This window comes from Candidatus Rhabdochlamydia sp. W815 (assembly GCF_018642185.1).
Lineage (GTDB): Bacteria > Chlamydiota > Chlamydiia > Chlamydiales > Rhabdochlamydiaceae > Rhabdochlamydia > Rhabdochlamydia oedothoracis.
This window is the reverse complement of sequence record NZ_JAAVTY010000022.1, coordinates 1-16,055: the sequence shown is the minus strand read 5'-3', so window position 1 is coordinate 16,055 and position 16,055 is coordinate 1. Positions and strand designations below refer to the sequence as shown.

Below are 16,055 nucleotides of genomic sequence, written 5' to 3'. Positions count from 1 at the left end.
TTGATTGTTAAAAATCACAATAGAGATTCTTTCATCGCCTGCCTATTCTTTTTTTAATTCTTCTGTGCACTTCAAACTTGAAAAGACTTAGATTAAAAGAGCTTTTGGAATAAGAGATCACCAATATGGTTAGTTTCGAGCTAGAGACAGACTTCTACTTTGCAACGCCCTATACCATTCTTGGGAAAGAGGCTTAAATGAGCATACAAACGAACTAGTTAGGCAATATTTTCCTAAAACACAAAGCTTTTTAAATACTACTTCCAAGGATATAGAAAGAGTGGAAACTTATACTAAATAACAGACCTAGAAAGGCTCTCAACTTCGAAACTCCAATAGAAGTATTTAGGAGATTATCTACAAACATGCTATGCTCGGGTGCACAATAGATGTTTTTTCAAGTATTTATATGTTCTTTTTTGTGCACTTCGAGTTTGAAAGGGCCAATCGCTCATGATGAGTTTGCAGAAGCGGGTCTTTTCAAGATATTTTCTTGCCTAATGGTTTTTATATCGCATATTATAACAGAAAGATCGTTTTGTATTTCTTTTAAAACAGTTAATAAGTCTTGCAGTCTATCTTGTATGCGTTCATAGCTTTTAGCTTCAAAGTTCACTAAAGCAGCAAAAGCGTTTTGCTCCGTATAGAGATTAAAAATCTGAAATGGCCATTCATAATCCCCTGTACGCTGTATACATACAGGATCGCCAATAAGCCAACTGGCTGCAGGATTGCCATATTTATCTACCCCAAACCCAAACCAACCCGATGTGTGAATCAGAACCTTATTTAATATAAAATGACTATTGTCGTTTAAACAAACATAATACTGATCATCTAGACAAAAACTGTTTTTTACAGTTAAAGAAGCCTCAGTTGGTTCTGCTTGAACTTTTACAAGAAGAAAAGATAGCATACTGAAAAAAACAACTCCTAATAAAATCAATCTTCCTAGTGTATTCATAAAATTGCACTTCCATTTTGCTTAAAGAGAGAAAGATTAAAGGTTGTATTAGAAAAATTCAAGATTTTAATAGAATAAAAGCTTGCTAAATATCTCTTTACAGGACAATTTTTTAGGAGCAGATAAAAAGAATAGCCCGCAAAAAAGCAATCTAAGAGGTATTATGAAACATAATACAGAGACCATTTAGTCAAAAATTGCTTTTAATGGTCGGTCACCTGTCGGAATAGGAGAAAAAGATTTGGATTACGCTTCAGTCTTTTGGTAGGATTGTACAACTATGAACTTAAAATTTAGGTTTCAAAAGAACTCTAGTGCAGAAAGTAAGAACAGTTGTCTTTGGGATTCTGCTCAAAGAGCGACAGCCACGTCAAAGCATGCTAAATTATATCGAGAGAATAAACAAAGATGATTTCATTGGAAATTAAAGAAGCGCTCAAGAAATGGGGGCAGTTGGACTCGAACCAACGTAAGTCAAAGACTGAGAGATTTACAGTCTCTTGCAATTGCCGCTATGCGATACCCCCCTAAAACAATGCTGGAGAAAGGACTCGAACCCTCAACCGTCCGCTTACAAGGCGGATGCTCTACCGTTGAGCTACTCCAGCAATTAGATGAAGGATTTATAGCAAAGAGCTGTTTTACCCTCAAGAATTATCTGATTTTTTATTTTCAGAAGGCATAACATTTCTAGCTCTTTGAAAAAAAGCGGAAACTTTCCCAGATGATGTTGGGGGTTGTTTCAGAGAAACCCGCTCTGGATTTAATGATTTGGTTTCTGCTTTGCTTTCACAACATTTTTTAAATTTTTTTCCTGAGCCACAAGGGCAGGGATCATTTCGGCCTGTCTTATTCATGTTTACCTCAAAAACAGGTACTAGCATATCCTAAGTCGCATAAAAAGGGCAATCGTGAAATAATGGTTTCCAAAAAAGGACTGTAAAAAATGACAAACTTACCTATTCCATTAGCTACTCCTCCTTGGACTGGTTTAGGGCATAAGCTAGAAAGCTTGTGTCGCAAGGCTTTATACGAATATCAACTATTAGAAGGGATTGATAAATTGGCAATCGCTTTAAGCGGAGGCAAAGATAGCCTAAGTTTATTATTTTTACTCAAAGCAATTTTAGGAAGAGGATTTCCTTCTGTCCAACTACATGCTATTCATATTGGTGGGGATTTTTCTTGTGGAGCTGGAATGAGCAACTCTTTTTTAAAAGGAATTTGTGAAAAGTTAGATGTTCCTCTTACCATTGTGAATGTAAATCAGGATCTAAATACATTGCAATGCTATTCCTGCTCGCGCAATAGAAGAAAAATTCTTTTTGAAACAGCAAAAAGCGTCCAAGCAACGACTATTGCTTTTGGTCATCATCGCGATGATAGTGTAGAAACGCTTTTTATGAATCTTATGCATAAAGCAGAATTTGCTGCCATGTTACCTAAAGTTCCTATGCATGATTACGGTATTACTATTATTCGACCTTTAATTTACGTGCCTGAAGAGAACTTAGTACAGTTTGCTAAATTTTATGAATTTTCCAGAGTTGTTTGTCAATGTCCAGTAGGTCAAAAATCTATGCGCAAAACAGTGAAAAGCATCTTAAAAGACCTACAGGAGAAATTTCCTAATGCGATTGATAATTTAGCAACAGTCTCCCGTATTTCCGGTTCTCAAAAAGCTTTAAAAAAACCTTAACTTCTGCTTTAATCTATGGCTATGTATATATCTGAATTATACGCTGTTATTTGTTATTTTGTTTTACTAACTTGTATTGCCATCTACTCCTATAAACGCCATCTAACCGCCACAGATTTTATCATCGGCAGTAGGTCTTTAAATTACTGGCTAACTGCACTAGCAGCTCATGCTAGCGATATGAGCAGCTGGCTGTTTATGGGCTATCCAGCAACTATTTTTGCAGCTGGTTTATTTAATGCTTGGGCAGCTATTGGTTTGATGCTATTTATGTTTTTAAATTGGCAATTGATTGCACCTAAATTACGAACAGCAACTGAAGAGTACAATAGTCTAACCTTATCTTCTTTTTTTGAAAGCAAATTAGCTGACACCTATGGACTTATCCGCGTATTTACCGCTACTATGTCGATTGTTTTTTATACTATTTACATCTCAGCTGGGCTAGTCGGGCTTGGTATTCTCTTAGAGGTTCTCTTTCAAATTCCTTATTCTTGGGGGATTTGTATTGGAATTTGTATTGTCATTCCTTATGTATTTATAGGAGGTTATTTAACGCTTGCTTGGATTGATTTATTTCAAGGGATTTTTCTCATGATAGTGATTATAGCCACCCCCCTTTTTTTACTGAACAAGCTAGGTGGATGGGATCGTCTTCTTGAAGTTATGCATGCAAAAAATTTACCTTTATCTCTAATCCCCGACTTCTCTTTCCACTCTATTTTAGAGGTTATCTATATGGTATTTGGATGGGGATTGGGTTATTTCGGCCAGCCTCATATCATCACTAAATTCATGGGAATTAGAGATGTAAAAGAAATGAAAAAATCTCAATATATTGGCATGAGTTGGATGGTTCTTTCTATTAGCGCCTCTACTTTAGTTGGCCTAGTTGGTATTTTGTATTTCCAACAAGGTTTAGAAGATTCTCAACAACTTTTTGTCTTAATGGTAAGAGATTCTGTTGCTCCTTTTCTTGTAGGCTTTATTTTATGCGGTGTATTAGCTGCTACAATTAACGCAATGAGCGCCCAGTTATTAGTTCTTTCTTCTAATATTTCAGAAGATTTTTATAAACGCTTAATCCGTAAAACAGCCTCATCCAAAGAGAGATTGATAGTTGCACGAATAGGAATTCTTATGGTCGCATTCCTTGCTTTTTTTATTGCTTATGCAAAAAATAGTACTATCTATTCACTTGTAATGTATGCGTGGTCTGGTTTAGGCTGTTCCTTTGGACCTTTAATTCTATTATGTTTATACTGGAAAAGAGTAAATAAATATGGAGCTTGGGCAGGAATTTTAACTGGTGGCATTACAGCAGCGATTTGGCCTTATTTCAACGCTAAAATACCATCCATGATCCCCGGTTTTTTTGTGGGATTAATTGCTATTTATGCAGTCTCTAAATTAGCTGAAAATAAAATTCCTCCATCAACCCTACAGGAGATATAAATGCAAAAAAAACCTTACATTCTAATCACAAATGATGATGGGATTGAAGCCCCAGGACTTTTTGCCTTATATCAAGCTGTTTGCAGTTTTGCAGAAGTTGTTATCATAGCCCCTGCGTCAGAACAATCTGGCGTAGGAGCTGGTATCTCTTTAAGAAACCCTTTACAAATTCAATCCGTTCTTTGGCCAAACAACCCGGCTGCATGGAAAGTAACGGGCACTCCTGCGGATTGTGTGCGTTTAGGACTACACGCTATTTTAGATCAAACACCTGATCTCATTCTATCTGGAATCAATCGAGGCTCTAATGCAGGAAGAACTGTTCTCTATAGCGGTACAGTTGGTGCTGTTATTGAAGGGACGATGAAAAATGTCCCTGGAATTGCTTTTTCCTCCGTCAATTATAAAAATCCCAATTACGAACAGTTTAAAGAATTTGTGCAGCCTATTGCTTTACAATGCTTAGCCCAACCGCTGCCTAAAGGAACTTTACTGAATGTAAATTTTCCAAATGCAGAAAAAATTCAAGGTATAAAATTAGCTCATCAAGGAATGGGTTATTGGATGGAAGCTCCAGAACAAAGACTCCACCCGGAAGGGCATGAATATTACTGGTTAGGAGGCAAATGGAGCACACATGAAGAAGAGGAAGGAAGCGATGTGTATTTACTAGAAAAAGGATATGTCACAGCTGTTCCTATTCATGTAAATCACTTAACAGATAAAGCATTATTGTTAGAAAGAAAACAACCTTTTGAGCATTTTGTGAATTCTAAATCAACTCTCACCGAGCTTTAACTTGTTTTTTTGCAATTTGTCTTTCCAATGTACCTAAACGCAGAAATGCCTGCTTCTGCGCTCTTTCTACAATTTCTCTTCCACCTTCTATTTCATAAAGTCTTTTTAATTCCTCTTTTAAAGCGATACTATAAAAAGAAGGGTAAAATTCTTTGGATTCTAAACTATTTTGCTGAAATTTACGAGCCGCTATCATTAAATCAACTAAATCTTCAAAATGTTGCCTTAAAATAGGTTGAGCTTGCAACAATTGCTGACGATCCTGAATACATTTCAGTGTATTAAGCATTTTTCGAAAATGCGCATCCCCTTCAAGTTGAAAATCTTCATAGGAACTAGGATTACATCCCAACAAGACAAGAAAGATGATAAATAATTTTTTCATATACAACTCTTAAATTCTCATAAAAGTGTTACGCCATACTAAAATTGATCTATGAATTTGTCAATATACGTTGAATGTAAAACGAATCTCTCGAAATCGCAAATGCTTTAGGTTTTTTATTTGAAATTTCTTGCAAAAAAACCCTTATGTGTTTAAACTACGTACTTTACTGTTTGGGGCGCATAGCTCAGTTGGTAGAGCTCCTGTCTTACACACAGGCGGTCATAGGTTCGAGTCCTGTTGCGCCCAAAACCTACCGCGTTTGCGGGAGTAGCTCAACTGGTTAGAGCGCCGCCCTGTCACGGCGGAGGTTGCGGGTTCAAGTCCCGTCTCTCGCGTTTGTAAAATACTAGTGGTTATAAATCTTGCTTAAATCGTATTTTAAAGCAAAAAATTCTGTAGACACCATGAGCAAATCTTCTTTTAAAATTACCAAGCATCACATACTCAGCTTTCTTTGGATAGCCGTAGGGGCGTTTTTAGCTGCGGTTTCCGTAAGAATATTTCTGATTCCTAATCAGTTAATCGATGGTGGAATTGTAGGTATTGCTCTAATCTTTGGCCGTTTATATGGAGATGGTTACCTATCTTTCATTTTAATTGCTCTAAACCTGCCTTTTATCTATCTCGCTTATAAATACATTCGCAGATCTTTTGTAATACACATGCTAGTTGCGGTATTACTATTTGCAGGCTTTTTAAGTATTTTACGCCAATCCCCTGCTTTTATAGCGGACTCTTTAGAAATTATTGTATTTGGTGGTGCTATTTTAGGGGTTGGAGTTGGACTTATTATTCGCCATGGAGGATGCCTAGATGGTACGGAAATTCTAGCGATTATTATTAATCGTAAGAAAGGATTTACAGTGGGACAGGTTGTTCTATTTGTAAACGTGTTTATCTTCGCCGCTTATGGATTGATTTTTAAAGATTGGCACATTGCTTTGCAATCTTTAATGACGTATATTGTTGCTTTCAAAATGATGGACCTAGTGATTGTAGGTCTTGATGAGATAAAATCTGTGCTTATTATGTCATCAAAATCTAAAGAACTTTCCCATGCAATCATTAATGAGTTAGGCCTTGGTCTAACAATTATGCATGGCAAAGGGGGTTTTTCAGGGGATGCTAAAGAGATTATTTTTGTCATAGTTGAGCGTTTAGATCTTGCTGAATTAAAAGAAATTGTCCTAAGAGAAGATCCTAGTGCTTTTATGGCCATTGAAGATTTACATGAAGTTGTATACGGGAAAAAAACCAATGCTCCTTATAAAAAGCGCTCTCGTTTTAAATCTATATCCTAGCTAATTTTATACCCTCTTTCTGTACAAGCTTATCTAAATACCTGCCATAATCGGTATCTGCATAAAGAGCTGCTACTTTTTGTAATTGATCTAGATCAATAAAACCCATCTGATAGGCAATCTCTTCTAGACAAGCAATATAAATCCCCTGTCTTTCCTGGATTGTTTTTACATATAAAGAAGCTTGTTGAAGCGCATCATGGGTCCCAGTATCTAACCATGCAAAACCACGTTCGAATAATTTGACCTGTAGTTGTTTTTTTCTTAAGTAAAACTTATTTAGATCGGTAATTTCATATTCCCCTCTTTTAGATGGCTTTAACTGTTTAGCGATAGATACTACTTGATGATCATAATAATAAAGACCTGTAACTGCAAAATTAGACTTAGAATGAAGAGGTTTTTCCACAATATCAACTACTTCTTGGTTTGTATCAAATTCTAATACTCCATAGCGATGAGGATCTTTTACTTCGTAGCCAAAAATAGTAGCGCCTTCTATAAAAGAGGAAGATTCTTTTAGTAATTGAAAGAGCTGATGTCCATAAAAAATGTTATCTCCTAAGATTAATGCTACATTCTCTTGATTAATAAAAGACTCTCCTATTAAAAAAGATTGAGCAATCCCCTCTGGTTTTTCTTGCAGTGCATAAGAAATAGAAATCCCTAAATCTGAACCATCTTTAAAAAGCTGTTGAAAACGTGGCGTATCTTCTAATGTGGAAATAATTAAAACCTCTCTAATACCAGCTAGCATGAGAATAGCTAAAGGGTAATAGATCATCGGCTTATCAAATACAGGTAAAAGCTGCTTACATACACCAATTGTAATAGGATAGAGTCTAGTACCTTTACCTCCTGCAAGAATAATCCCTTTCACGTAGATTTCCTTTTTTAATTTGAAATTGTTTGTAAATCTTTTAAAAGATAAACATCTTTTAACCCTCGATAGTGTTCTTTGTAATCAAATCCACAATAAATCCATCTCCTATAAATTTGGTATCACAGTTATAAAATAAATATATTTTTATAATCAAGTTAATAAGCAATTTACTAGGAAATATTTAAGGGTTTTTATTGAAGCCTTGAAACTGTCTCTTTAAAAAGATAAATTCCTTTCAATCCACGATAATATTCTTTGTAATCTAAGCCATAACCCACTACAAATCGATTTTCTACAGAAAATAATAGGTAATCAGGGCGATACTCCAAATCAGAGACATTTTTAGAAAGTAGAACTAAGGATTTTAAAGATTTGGGCTTTTTTTCAGCAAGCGCTTGATATACCTGAAAAAGCGTATTGCCAGAATCAAAAATATCATCGACAAGAAGCACATTCTTGGCTAATAGATCAAGAGCTTCTAGTCCTTTTATTTGCAAATTTCCTCTGGTTTTTCCATGGTAACTGCTAGCTTGAATGCTTTCCACTACACAGGGTAAAGAAATAGCCCTGATTAAATCAGCAACCAAACAAATAGCACCTTTCATGATCATAACAATCACAATTTCTTGATCCTTGTAATCAGCTTCTAATTGAACCGCTATTTTAGCAATCTTATCCTGAATTTCATCCATGGAGATAAGTAGATCTAATTCTAAGGTGGAATGTATAGACATCTATTCTTTGGGTTTAGTGAAATTACATCCTTCTGTAATTAGCAGATCGATATAATTGATAAAATACTCATTATTTAAAAAACACTTATCTTCTAACATGAACAAGTGGAAAGCAATTGTAGAATCTATCCCGCCAATATGAAACTCTTTTAAAGCTCTTTTAGCAACTGCAATGGCTTCATTGCGATCTTTCCCTTTTACGATCAATTTAGCAATCATTGAATCGTAATAGGACGAGATTCGATAACCAGAATAACAAGCGCTATCTATACGCACATGAGGACCTACAGGAGGAATATAATATTCCAATACTCCAGGGCAAGGTGTGAAATGATTTGCGGGGTTCTCTGCATTAATTCGACATTGAATGACATGTCCATCAAAACAAATATCCTTTTGCTTGATTTTCAATTTTTCACCCATTGCTACTTTAATCTGCTCTTTGACTAAGTCGATACCTGTTAATTCTTCTGTAATGGTATGCTCTACTTGAATGCGAGTATTTACTTCCATAAAGTAGAAATTTTTATTCTCATCTAATAAAAACTCCACTGTTCCCACGGAATAATAACGAGCAGATTCAACAATTTCAATAGCGGCTTCTCCCATTTTTTTACGCAAAGAAGGATTTAATAAAGGAGAAGGGGCTTCTTCAATTAATTTTTGCCTTCTTCTCTGAACAGTGCAGTCTCTTTCTCCTAAATGTACATAATTTCCATATTTATCCCCTAAGACCTGTATCTCAATATGGCGAGGATTTACAATCATTTTTTCTAGATAGACATCTGCATTATTAAAGATGGTTTCAGCTTCTGTTTTTGCAGCAGAGAACTGTCTTACAAATTCTTCAACTGTATGAGCTATACGAATCCCCTTACCACCGCCGCCAGCAGATGCTTTAATAAAAATAGGAAACCCTATTTGCTTAGCTTCTTTTAATGCCTCTTTTACGTCTGAAATCACACTTCTTGAGCCTGGTATCACAGGACACTTAACGCTTTTTGCAGTGGCTTTTGCCTCAGCTTTATCCCCTAAAAGAGCAATTGTTTGAGCAGAAGGCCCGATAAAATTCACTCCACAGCTTTCACAAATAGAGGCAAAATTCGCATTTTCACTTAAGAAACCATATCCTGGATGAATAGCATCTGCTCCTGTTACTTCACATGCAGATAAAATATTGGGTATTTTGAGATAAGATTTTAAAAGAGGAGGCTCTCCTATACAGATTGCTTCATCTGCATGTAGCACATGCAGGGCTTCTGCATCTGCTTGAGAATATACAGCAACTGTTTGTAGACCTAAGTCATGACATGCTTGAATAATTCGTACAGCAATTTCACCTCGATTAGCGATTAAGACTTTCTGCATTTTCCACACACTTAAAAAGAAAATTGATTATACAATGCGGAACATTTTGGTTCCAAATTCTACGGGATGTCCGTTTTCTACAAGAATTTCTGCAATCTTGCCGCTTCTTCCTGCTTTCACCTCATTCATAACCTTCATTGCTTCAATAATACAGAGAACTGTATCCTCTTTGACCATATCTCCTACTTTGACAAATGGCTCGTCGTCTGGTGAAGCAGAGTGATAAATCGTACCTACTAGAGGAGCTGTAATATGTTGCCCTGGTTTTTCTTCTTTTACAAGAGGAGAATGATTTTCTGATGAATGTATGGGAGGAGAATGGAAAAAAGTCTGCTCTTTATTTTGCTCTGTAGATGGGAAGCCAACAGACGATATATTGGAGCTAACTTGCGTTTCTAGCTGCAGCTCATCCCCTTCTTTTTTTTTAATGATCAGTTTCTGGATGCCTGTTTTTCGCATAGCAGTCATCAAATCTTTAATTTCCTTAAGATCCACTCTTATGCCTCCTTAAACTCTCTGAATGTATTCATTTGTTTGTGTATCTATCTTTATAATATCTCCAGATTCGATAAAAACAGGCACTTCAATTTTAGCCCCGGTTTCTAATAAAGCTATTTTTGTAGAATTAGTCATTTTTAATGCCGATTCCATTTCTTCTGTTTTAAGCACAACAAGTTCTAAGAACTGAGGCAATTCAATAGAAAAAGCAGTATCGCCATAGAATACAGCTTTTAAAGAGGTGCTTTCTTTTAAATAATTTACTTTATCACCAATAATCTGAGAGGGAACTAAAACCTGTTCTAAATTTCCTATATCAAGGAACAAATAATTTTCTTTTTCCAGATATAGGTATTCTAGGGATCGCTCAAGGGGAGCAGCATCTGCTACAACTTGATTGAGTTTAAAATTTTTCTCCGACATCTCTTCTGTCAAAAGATCTTTTAGTATTGTTTTCATAAAAGGATTATCTTTAGCAACGGTTACCTTAACACAGGACTCTACTTTATACATTTTACCATCAATAAAGAGAATCATCCCGGGAGAAATTTGATTGCCTGTTATCATATTTTTTTCCATACTTTCAAAATGAAAATGTTAGTTTAAGATCATTTATCTCAACTCTCTTAAGTCGCCCAGTTCTACTAAACTCGAAATGCGATAAGTAATTTTAGCTTTAGATGTTTTTTCTTTAGCGCTTAAGCCTCTACCACATAATACATGTACTGTTTTACAGTTTAATTGTATCGCTGGTTCAAGATCCAAAGAGATGCGATCCCCACAAACCATTACTTGCTCTGGGCTATAGTCAAATTCTGCTAAAAGCCTTTCGTAATGAGGCTTTTTATTCCTATCTTCAGATACAACAATCTTACTAAAAAGAATTGGATCAATACCAGATTTTTCTAGTTTTTGCCTTTGTAAAGAATCTTTTCCTATTGTTACCAAACACAAACTGTGCTTTTTTCTCTTTAATAAATGCAGGGTTTCAACAGCTAATTCTAAGGGGAAAATAGGCATATCTAATGTAAAATTAGTGAGTTGCTCCTTGCCGATATTGATAAATTCAAGATCTTCACGCATAATGACAATAAATTCTTTTAAAGCTTCTTCCGCATTTGAAGCTTGCTTATTAAGCTCTCTTAAAAGAAAAAGTGTCTGATAAAAGTTCTGTGCTTTAAAACCTTTATTTACCATTGCACGCAAACTACGTTCGAGCAATACATGTGTAATACAATCAGATGTTTTAACTAGTGTATCATCAAGATCAAAGATAATTAACAATTTTTATCAACTCTTGTGCTAATTTTTTAGAATCGTGGCGAATAAGGCTTCTTTTTAACAAGTCTTTTTTAGGAATTTCTTTTGGTCCCCCTAAAAGAGGAGAAGCGATAATTCGATCATCTTTTAAATCATTTTCTACAATTTGACCCTCATCGGAATAGACCTCTATTAATTCCTCAGGAGGGGGCTCATTATTAACTAAAATATAATCAAAAATGTCTTTTCCAATAAAACGAACGATTTCTTCTAAATAATTGCTAACTTTAAATCCGGTGGTTTGTCCTTTACGATTCATTAAATTCACCACAAATACTTTTTTTGCGGTAGAAGCGCAAAGAGCTACGCTTAGTCCTTCGACGAGTAAATTAGGAATTAAAGAAGTATGAAGTCCCCCCGGGCCTAAAACAATCACATCGGCATTGATAATTTCATCAATTGCATAGGGGTTTGCTTTAGGAAAAGGTTCTAAATAAATGCTTTTATATCCTTGATCAATCTCATGAGAAAGATATACTTCTCTTTCTCCTTCTAGTAATTTCCGATTGCTTAAAAGCATTTTTAAACGCACCTGATGAGTGGTCACAGGAATAACCTTACCTTTGATAAATAAAATTTTACCCATTTCTTCCACAGCTTTCTCAAAACTACCTGTTACCTTCTCTAGAGCAGAAAGAAGAAGATTTCCAAAGCTATGCCCTTCTAATCCCCCGTTTTCAAAACGATAATTCATTAAAGAGCGCATCATATTAGAAGAGTTTGAAAGAGCGATTAAACACTGTCTGACATCTCCAGGAGGCAGCACCCCTAGTTCATCTCGCAAGATTCCCGTGCTTCCCCCATCATCAGCCATAGAAACAATAGCACTTAAATTAACAGGATAATCTTTTAATCCCCTTAACACGGTAAAGTTACCCGTTCCACCACCGATTATAACTACTTTTTTCATAAGAACTACTTAAGAGTTTTCAAACTAGTAATTGCTTGGGCCATATTTGGTGCACTGTAAATATAACTTCCGGATACTAAGACATTCGCTCCTGCTTCTACACACTGACGAGCTGTCTCATGGTTTATCCCACCATCTACTTGGATGGCAAAAGGAAACACAGGCGCTTTTTCTTGTTGCAGCTCACTTAGAAATCTGCCCCCTTTATATAACTTCATCTGATTGCAAATATCACGCGCAAATTGAATCTTTTCTAGCATCTCAGGTATAAATTTCTGCCCACCATGCCCTGGGTTTACCGTCATTAAAAGAAGCAAATCGCATTTATCTAAAAATTTCACAATCATGGATGAACTTGTTTCTGGACAAAAAGCTAAACCGGCTTCTATTCCACACGCTCGAATCAATTGAAGAGTCTCTTCCACATTTTCTGTTGCTTCAAAGTGAAAGGTAATTCGGTCAGCGCCAGATTTTACAAATTGTTCTATGTAATTGTAAGAGTTATACATCATCAGATGCACATCTAGAAAAAGATTTGTTGCACGATTTATTGCTGCAACAGCTTTAGGCCCTAAACTCAAGTTAGAAACAAAGTGTCCATCCATAATATCGATATGCAATGCATCTGCACCAGCTTCTTCTACTTTTTTAGCCTCCAAAGCCAATTTGCCAAAATCAGCGGAAAGAATCGAAGGGACAACTTGAATCAAAGAGCGTTTCATAGATTAAACTCGTTTTAAGCAGAAAATTTTTTAAGTTTTTAGAATTAGAAGTCAAGAGCATCTTGGATAGTATTTATAAATAGTATTTTTTTTTGTGTATCTTCTTCTAAATAGCCATAACACAAATAATCCCATTCCGCAGCACGAAATAAAACCGCAATAAGCTGAGAAGAAGAAATTTGTAATCGAGCAACTTTTTCCAAAACCTTAGATTTTAACGAATGATCCAAATAAGATAAAACAAAAAAACAAGAACCCGGTTTCATCTGATAAATAAATCGCGTATTGTTTTTTTTATCTTTATTCTTCTCAAAGAGGTCTAAAAACAGAAAAAATAATTCCTTTAAACGCAAAGGATCAAAAATTGTACTGAGTTCTTTGGGGTAGATAGAATGGAAAAAATATTCTAACAGCAGGTTTTCTTGTTTTTTTAATCGACAGCACATTTTCTTTAATTCGCTAAAACGCTCATGTTGTTTAGTAATCATTCCTCCATTAAAATCTCTAAACTCTCCAATCACTTTTTCTAACTCTTTTGCTACAAATTGACGCGCTTGAAATAAGTCGACTCGATGATCGGATCGTATAAAAGAACGAGAAGCAATCCGCAGACGAAAGACCGAAGCTTCTTTTGGGTATTTCTTTCTTAGCATCCCCACCTGTTTAATTCGATCAGGAATAAAAACAAGAGAAGAATGACTAAATAGCTGCTGTATAGATGGATCCAATATTTGACGAACACGCACAAGGATTACTGTAAATAAAAGATCTGCTTCTAATTGCTCATCAAAATTAATAATAACCTGAGGGATATCCCGAAAATAACGCAATTGTTTGGATAAAAGAATCATATTACGCATCACCTCTTCTTCATTACGCGGGATAAATAGAGGGTGCATTAAACTATGGATACCGTTTTCTACTTCATCCATGAGTTTCTCATTAAGTTTTTTTAGCTCTTGTGAAGAAATTTCTGATTTATCTTTTTTTTCCAATTCTAGATAAATTAAATGAACTTGACCTTCTTCATAAGAGAAATAAGACCCTTCGATATAATGAAAATCAGGAAAACAGCTTTCGATCATTCTCATACAATGAACTTGTTCGAACTGTTCGTCATCGTTCAGAAAATGAATAGCGATAAATACTCCTAAAACCTTTTCAAAACCTAAAGGCATTTGCAACCAAGTTTTACGCAATTTGATTTTAATCAATCTCTCCGCCGAGCAGTTTTCTGTTTGACTAACCAATGCACGCTTCAATACATAAAATACCGATATAATCCGAGCCATATGCGTACAATCGCGATACGCTTTAAATTCTTGTCTTGTATTAAATAAAAAATGTTGCATTTGGTGAAAGATATCATAATCAAAATCTTGCGGTCTTTTTTGAATCAGTAAGGAAATTCTTTCTTGAATGAATAAATTTTTCTGATCTGCGGATAATCCTTTATTTTCTAAAATACAACTTGCCTGGTAGACAGAAGTTGAACCTAAGCGAATTTCATTCTGTAAAAACAAGAAGTTATTATGCATTTTTTTCAATTCTATCCCATCATTGGCTGAAATTACCATTTCAGATAGACAAAAAGGATCTGAACCAGAATAAGAAAACACAAAATCACAACTAAAAAAAGAGCAAATATGGGGTTTTTTTCCTGGAAGTAACCATCGATCTATGATTTCATAAAAAAATTTGGCAGGATTTCCTATTTTTTTACAGAGTAATGAAATCTTAAGAAAATAAGAGTCTTTTTCTTTAAAAGAAGTCTGAATGAGTGGTAATTTCTGTACAAAATCGCTAAATAGATTGCCTTTCTCTATTTCTTCAAAGGCAATACATTTCATCAATGCATCTTGTAATTTACCACAGTAGAATAGGTGGTCATCTTTCGTACTTTGATTAAGAATCGTAACTATATCAAAAATATTTGACGGGATTTTCAGAAGATTTTGCATAGCACCTCTTAAATTCTTAGATGCTCCCATTCATACAAAAAATTCGGTTTTTTTGCACAGTTCAAATTACTAATGGTAGTTCCTGTTGAATTTGGATGAAGGAAAGAGCTTACTTGTAGGCTAATTTGATGAGCTGCAGCTAAGATAATGCAGCGAGGGTGTAAAATTTTACTTTGATTTTCTGCTAATTCTAATGCTTTCTCATAGGAAATATTTTTTAACAGTTCTGCTTCAGGATAAGTTTTTGGGTCCATGGAATAAATTCCCTCTACATCTTTATAGAATTGAACCATCTTACAAGAAAGTGCAATGGCAAGCGCAACAGCTGTTATATCAGAACCACCCCTACCTAAAGTTGTAATCTCTTTATTTTTACTAATTCCTTGAAAACCAGCTACGATCACCACTTTGCCAGATTCTAATTCCTTGGATAATCGCTCTTTATTCACATAGATAATCTTTGCATTTACATGGCATGAGGAAGTAATAATACCAGCCTGTTCTCCCGTTAGGCTAATAGCCTCTATCCCTTCTTTATGAAGAGCCATTGCTAGAAGAGTCATGCTAAAGACCTCCCCTGTAGAAACAAGCATATCTAGCTCTCTTAAAGGGGGTCTGGAATCTATTTTCTTAGCCACTTGAAGGAGTTGATCGGTCACGCCTTGCATTGCGCTCACTACAACGCAAACAGAGTGAGAGCTTAGTTTGGCTTTTATCATTTTACTAATACGATAAAAAGATCCCAAATCGGCTAAAGCAGCCCCTCCAAATTTTAAAACAATTTTTTTCATAATCATCTATAAGCTTAAATTTTTAAGAAGATTCATTTTAACTAAGGCCCTTTCAACCTCGAAGTGCACAAAAAAGAACATATAAATACTTGAAAAAACATCTATTGTGCACCCGAGCATAGCATGTTTGTAGATAATCTCCTAAACACTTCTAGTGGAGTTTTGAAGTTGAGAGCCTTTCTAGGTCTGTTATTTAGTATAAGTTTCCACCCTTTCCATATCCTTGGAAGTCGTATCTAAAAAGCTTTGTGTTTTAGGAAAAT

Annotated in this window: 17 protein-coding genes and 4 tRNA genes; 6 read left to right on the top strand and 15 right to left on the bottom strand. The window is 35.3% G+C overall.

Going from position 1 to position 16,055, the window contains the following annotated elements; genetic code table 11:
• Positions 1–451 precede the first annotated feature (451 nt).
• From RHOW815_RS02860 to RHOW815_RS02845, 4 genes are all read right to left on the bottom strand, one after another.
• Positions 452–964 (bottom strand): hypothetical protein, encoded by a 513-nt coding sequence (locus RHOW815_RS02860; RefSeq protein WP_215216848.1) that lies wholly within the window; start codon positions 962–964, stop codon positions 452–454.
• A 444-nt stretch (positions 965–1,408) separates the two neighbouring features.
• Positions 1,409–1,491, bottom strand: a tRNA-Tyr gene (locus RHOW815_RS02855).
• 9 nt (positions 1,492–1,500) lie between these two features.
• A tRNA-Thr gene (locus RHOW815_RS02850) sits at positions 1,501–1,572 on the bottom strand.
• Positions 1,573–1,611: 39 nt separating this feature from the next.
• Positions 1,612–1,821: an SEC-C metal-binding domain-containing protein gene (locus tag RHOW815_RS02845; RefSeq protein ID WP_215216847.1), complete on the bottom strand. Its 210-nt coding sequence runs from the start codon at positions 1,819–1,821 to the stop codon at positions 1,612–1,614.
• A gap of 89 nt (positions 1,822–1,910) precedes the next feature.
• On the opposite strand from RHOW815_RS02845, the gene RHOW815_RS02840 reads away from it, so the two are divergent.
• Genes RHOW815_RS02840 through surE form a run of 3 tightly spaced genes read left to right on the top strand, consistent with a single transcriptional unit; the run spans position 1,911 to position 4,916 of the window.
• Entirely contained in the window at positions 1,911–2,663 is a 753-nt protein-coding gene (locus tag RHOW815_RS02840; RefSeq protein ID WP_215216846.1) for a tRNA 2-thiocytidine biosynthesis TtcA family protein, read from the top strand.
• 15 nt (positions 2,664–2,678) lie between these two features.
• A complete protein-coding gene (locus tag RHOW815_RS02835; RefSeq protein WP_245397496.1) occupies positions 2,679–4,118 on the top strand; it encodes a sodium/proline symporter in 1,440 nt (479 codons plus the stop codon).
• Complete coding sequence (gene surE, locus RHOW815_RS02830; protein ID WP_245397497.1) at positions 4,119–4,916, top strand: 5'/3'-nucleotidase SurE; 798 nt, start codon at positions 4,119–4,121, stop codon at positions 4,914–4,916.
• Here the strand turns inward: surE and RHOW815_RS02825 are convergent.
• A complete protein-coding gene (locus RHOW815_RS02825; RefSeq protein ID WP_215216845.1) occupies positions 4,903–5,301 on the bottom strand; it encodes a hypothetical protein in 399 nt (132 codons plus the stop codon). The genes surE and RHOW815_RS02825 overlap by 14 nt on opposite strands.
• A gap of 176 nt (positions 5,302–5,477) precedes the next feature.
• On the opposite strand from RHOW815_RS02825, the gene RHOW815_RS02820 reads away from it, so the two are divergent.
• From RHOW815_RS02820 to RHOW815_RS02810, 3 genes are all read left to right on the top strand, one after another.
• Positions 5,478–5,550: transfer RNA gene (locus RHOW815_RS02820), tRNA-Val, on the top strand.
• A gap of 15 nt (positions 5,551–5,565) precedes the next feature.
• Positions 5,566–5,639: transfer RNA gene (locus RHOW815_RS02815), tRNA-Asp, on the top strand.
• Positions 5,640–5,708: 69 nt separating this feature from the next.
• Positions 5,709–6,605 carry a YitT family protein gene (locus RHOW815_RS02810; protein ID WP_215216844.1) on the top strand — a complete coding sequence of 299 codons (897 nt, stop codon included), beginning with the start codon at positions 5,709–5,711 and terminating at the stop codon, positions 6,603–6,605.
• Here RHOW815_RS02810 and rfbA read toward each other — a convergent pair.
• From rfbA to RHOW815_RS02760, 10 genes are all read right to left on the bottom strand, one after another.
• Complete coding sequence (rfbA, locus tag RHOW815_RS02805; RefSeq protein WP_215216843.1) at positions 6,595–7,485, bottom strand: glucose-1-phosphate thymidylyltransferase RfbA; 891 nt, start codon at positions 7,483–7,485, stop codon at positions 6,595–6,597. The two genes, RHOW815_RS02810 and rfbA, sit on opposite strands and share 11 nt — an antisense overlap.
• A gap of 194 nt (positions 7,486–7,679) precedes the next feature.
• Positions 7,680–8,222 carry a phosphoribosyltransferase gene (locus RHOW815_RS02800; protein ID WP_215216842.1) on the bottom strand — a complete coding sequence of 181 codons (543 nt, stop codon included), beginning with the start codon at positions 8,220–8,222 and terminating at the stop codon, positions 7,680–7,682.
• Positions 8,223–9,590, bottom strand: a complete 1,368-nt coding sequence (gene accC / locus RHOW815_RS02795; protein ID WP_215216841.1) for an acetyl-CoA carboxylase biotin carboxylase subunit — start codon at positions 9,588–9,590, stop codon at positions 8,223–8,225.
• 27 nt (positions 9,591–9,617) lie between these two features.
• A complete protein-coding gene (gene accB, locus RHOW815_RS02790; protein WP_215216840.1) occupies positions 9,618–10,085 on the bottom strand; it encodes an acetyl-CoA carboxylase biotin carboxyl carrier protein in 468 nt (155 codons plus the stop codon).
• 12 nt (positions 10,086–10,097) lie between these two features.
• The gene (locus tag RHOW815_RS02785) at positions 10,098–10,667 is read right to left on the bottom strand and encodes an elongation factor P (RefSeq protein ID WP_251368209.1); all 570 of its coding nucleotides are present in this window, start codon (positions 10,665–10,667) and stop codon (positions 10,098–10,100) included.
• Positions 10,668–10,700: 33 nt separating this feature from the next.
• Entirely contained in the window at positions 10,701–11,372 is a 672-nt protein-coding gene (locus RHOW815_RS02780) for an HAD family hydrolase (protein WP_215216839.1), read from the bottom strand.
• Positions 11,356–12,318, bottom strand: coding sequence for a gluconeogenesis factor YvcK family protein (locus RHOW815_RS02775; protein ID WP_215216838.1), 963 nt, complete (start codon positions 12,316–12,318; stop codon positions 11,356–11,358). Before RHOW815_RS02775 ends, RHOW815_RS02780 begins: the two co-directional genes overlap by 17 nt.
• 5 nt (positions 12,319–12,323) lie before the next feature.
• On the bottom strand, positions 12,324–13,040 hold the full coding sequence (rpe, locus tag RHOW815_RS02770) for a ribulose-phosphate 3-epimerase (protein ID WP_215216837.1): 717 nt from the start codon (positions 13,038–13,040) through the stop codon (positions 12,324–12,326).
• A gap of 44 nt (positions 13,041–13,084) precedes the next feature.
• A complete protein-coding gene (locus tag RHOW815_RS02765) occupies positions 13,085–15,001 on the bottom strand; it encodes a hypothetical protein (protein ID WP_215216836.1) in 1,917 nt (638 codons plus the stop codon).
• An 8-nt stretch (positions 15,002–15,009) separates the two neighbouring features.
• Positions 15,010–15,792, bottom strand: coding sequence for an aspartate kinase (locus tag RHOW815_RS02760; RefSeq protein WP_215216835.1), 783 nt, complete (start codon positions 15,790–15,792; stop codon positions 15,010–15,012).
• Between the last annotated feature and the right edge of the window lie 263 nt (positions 15,793–16,055).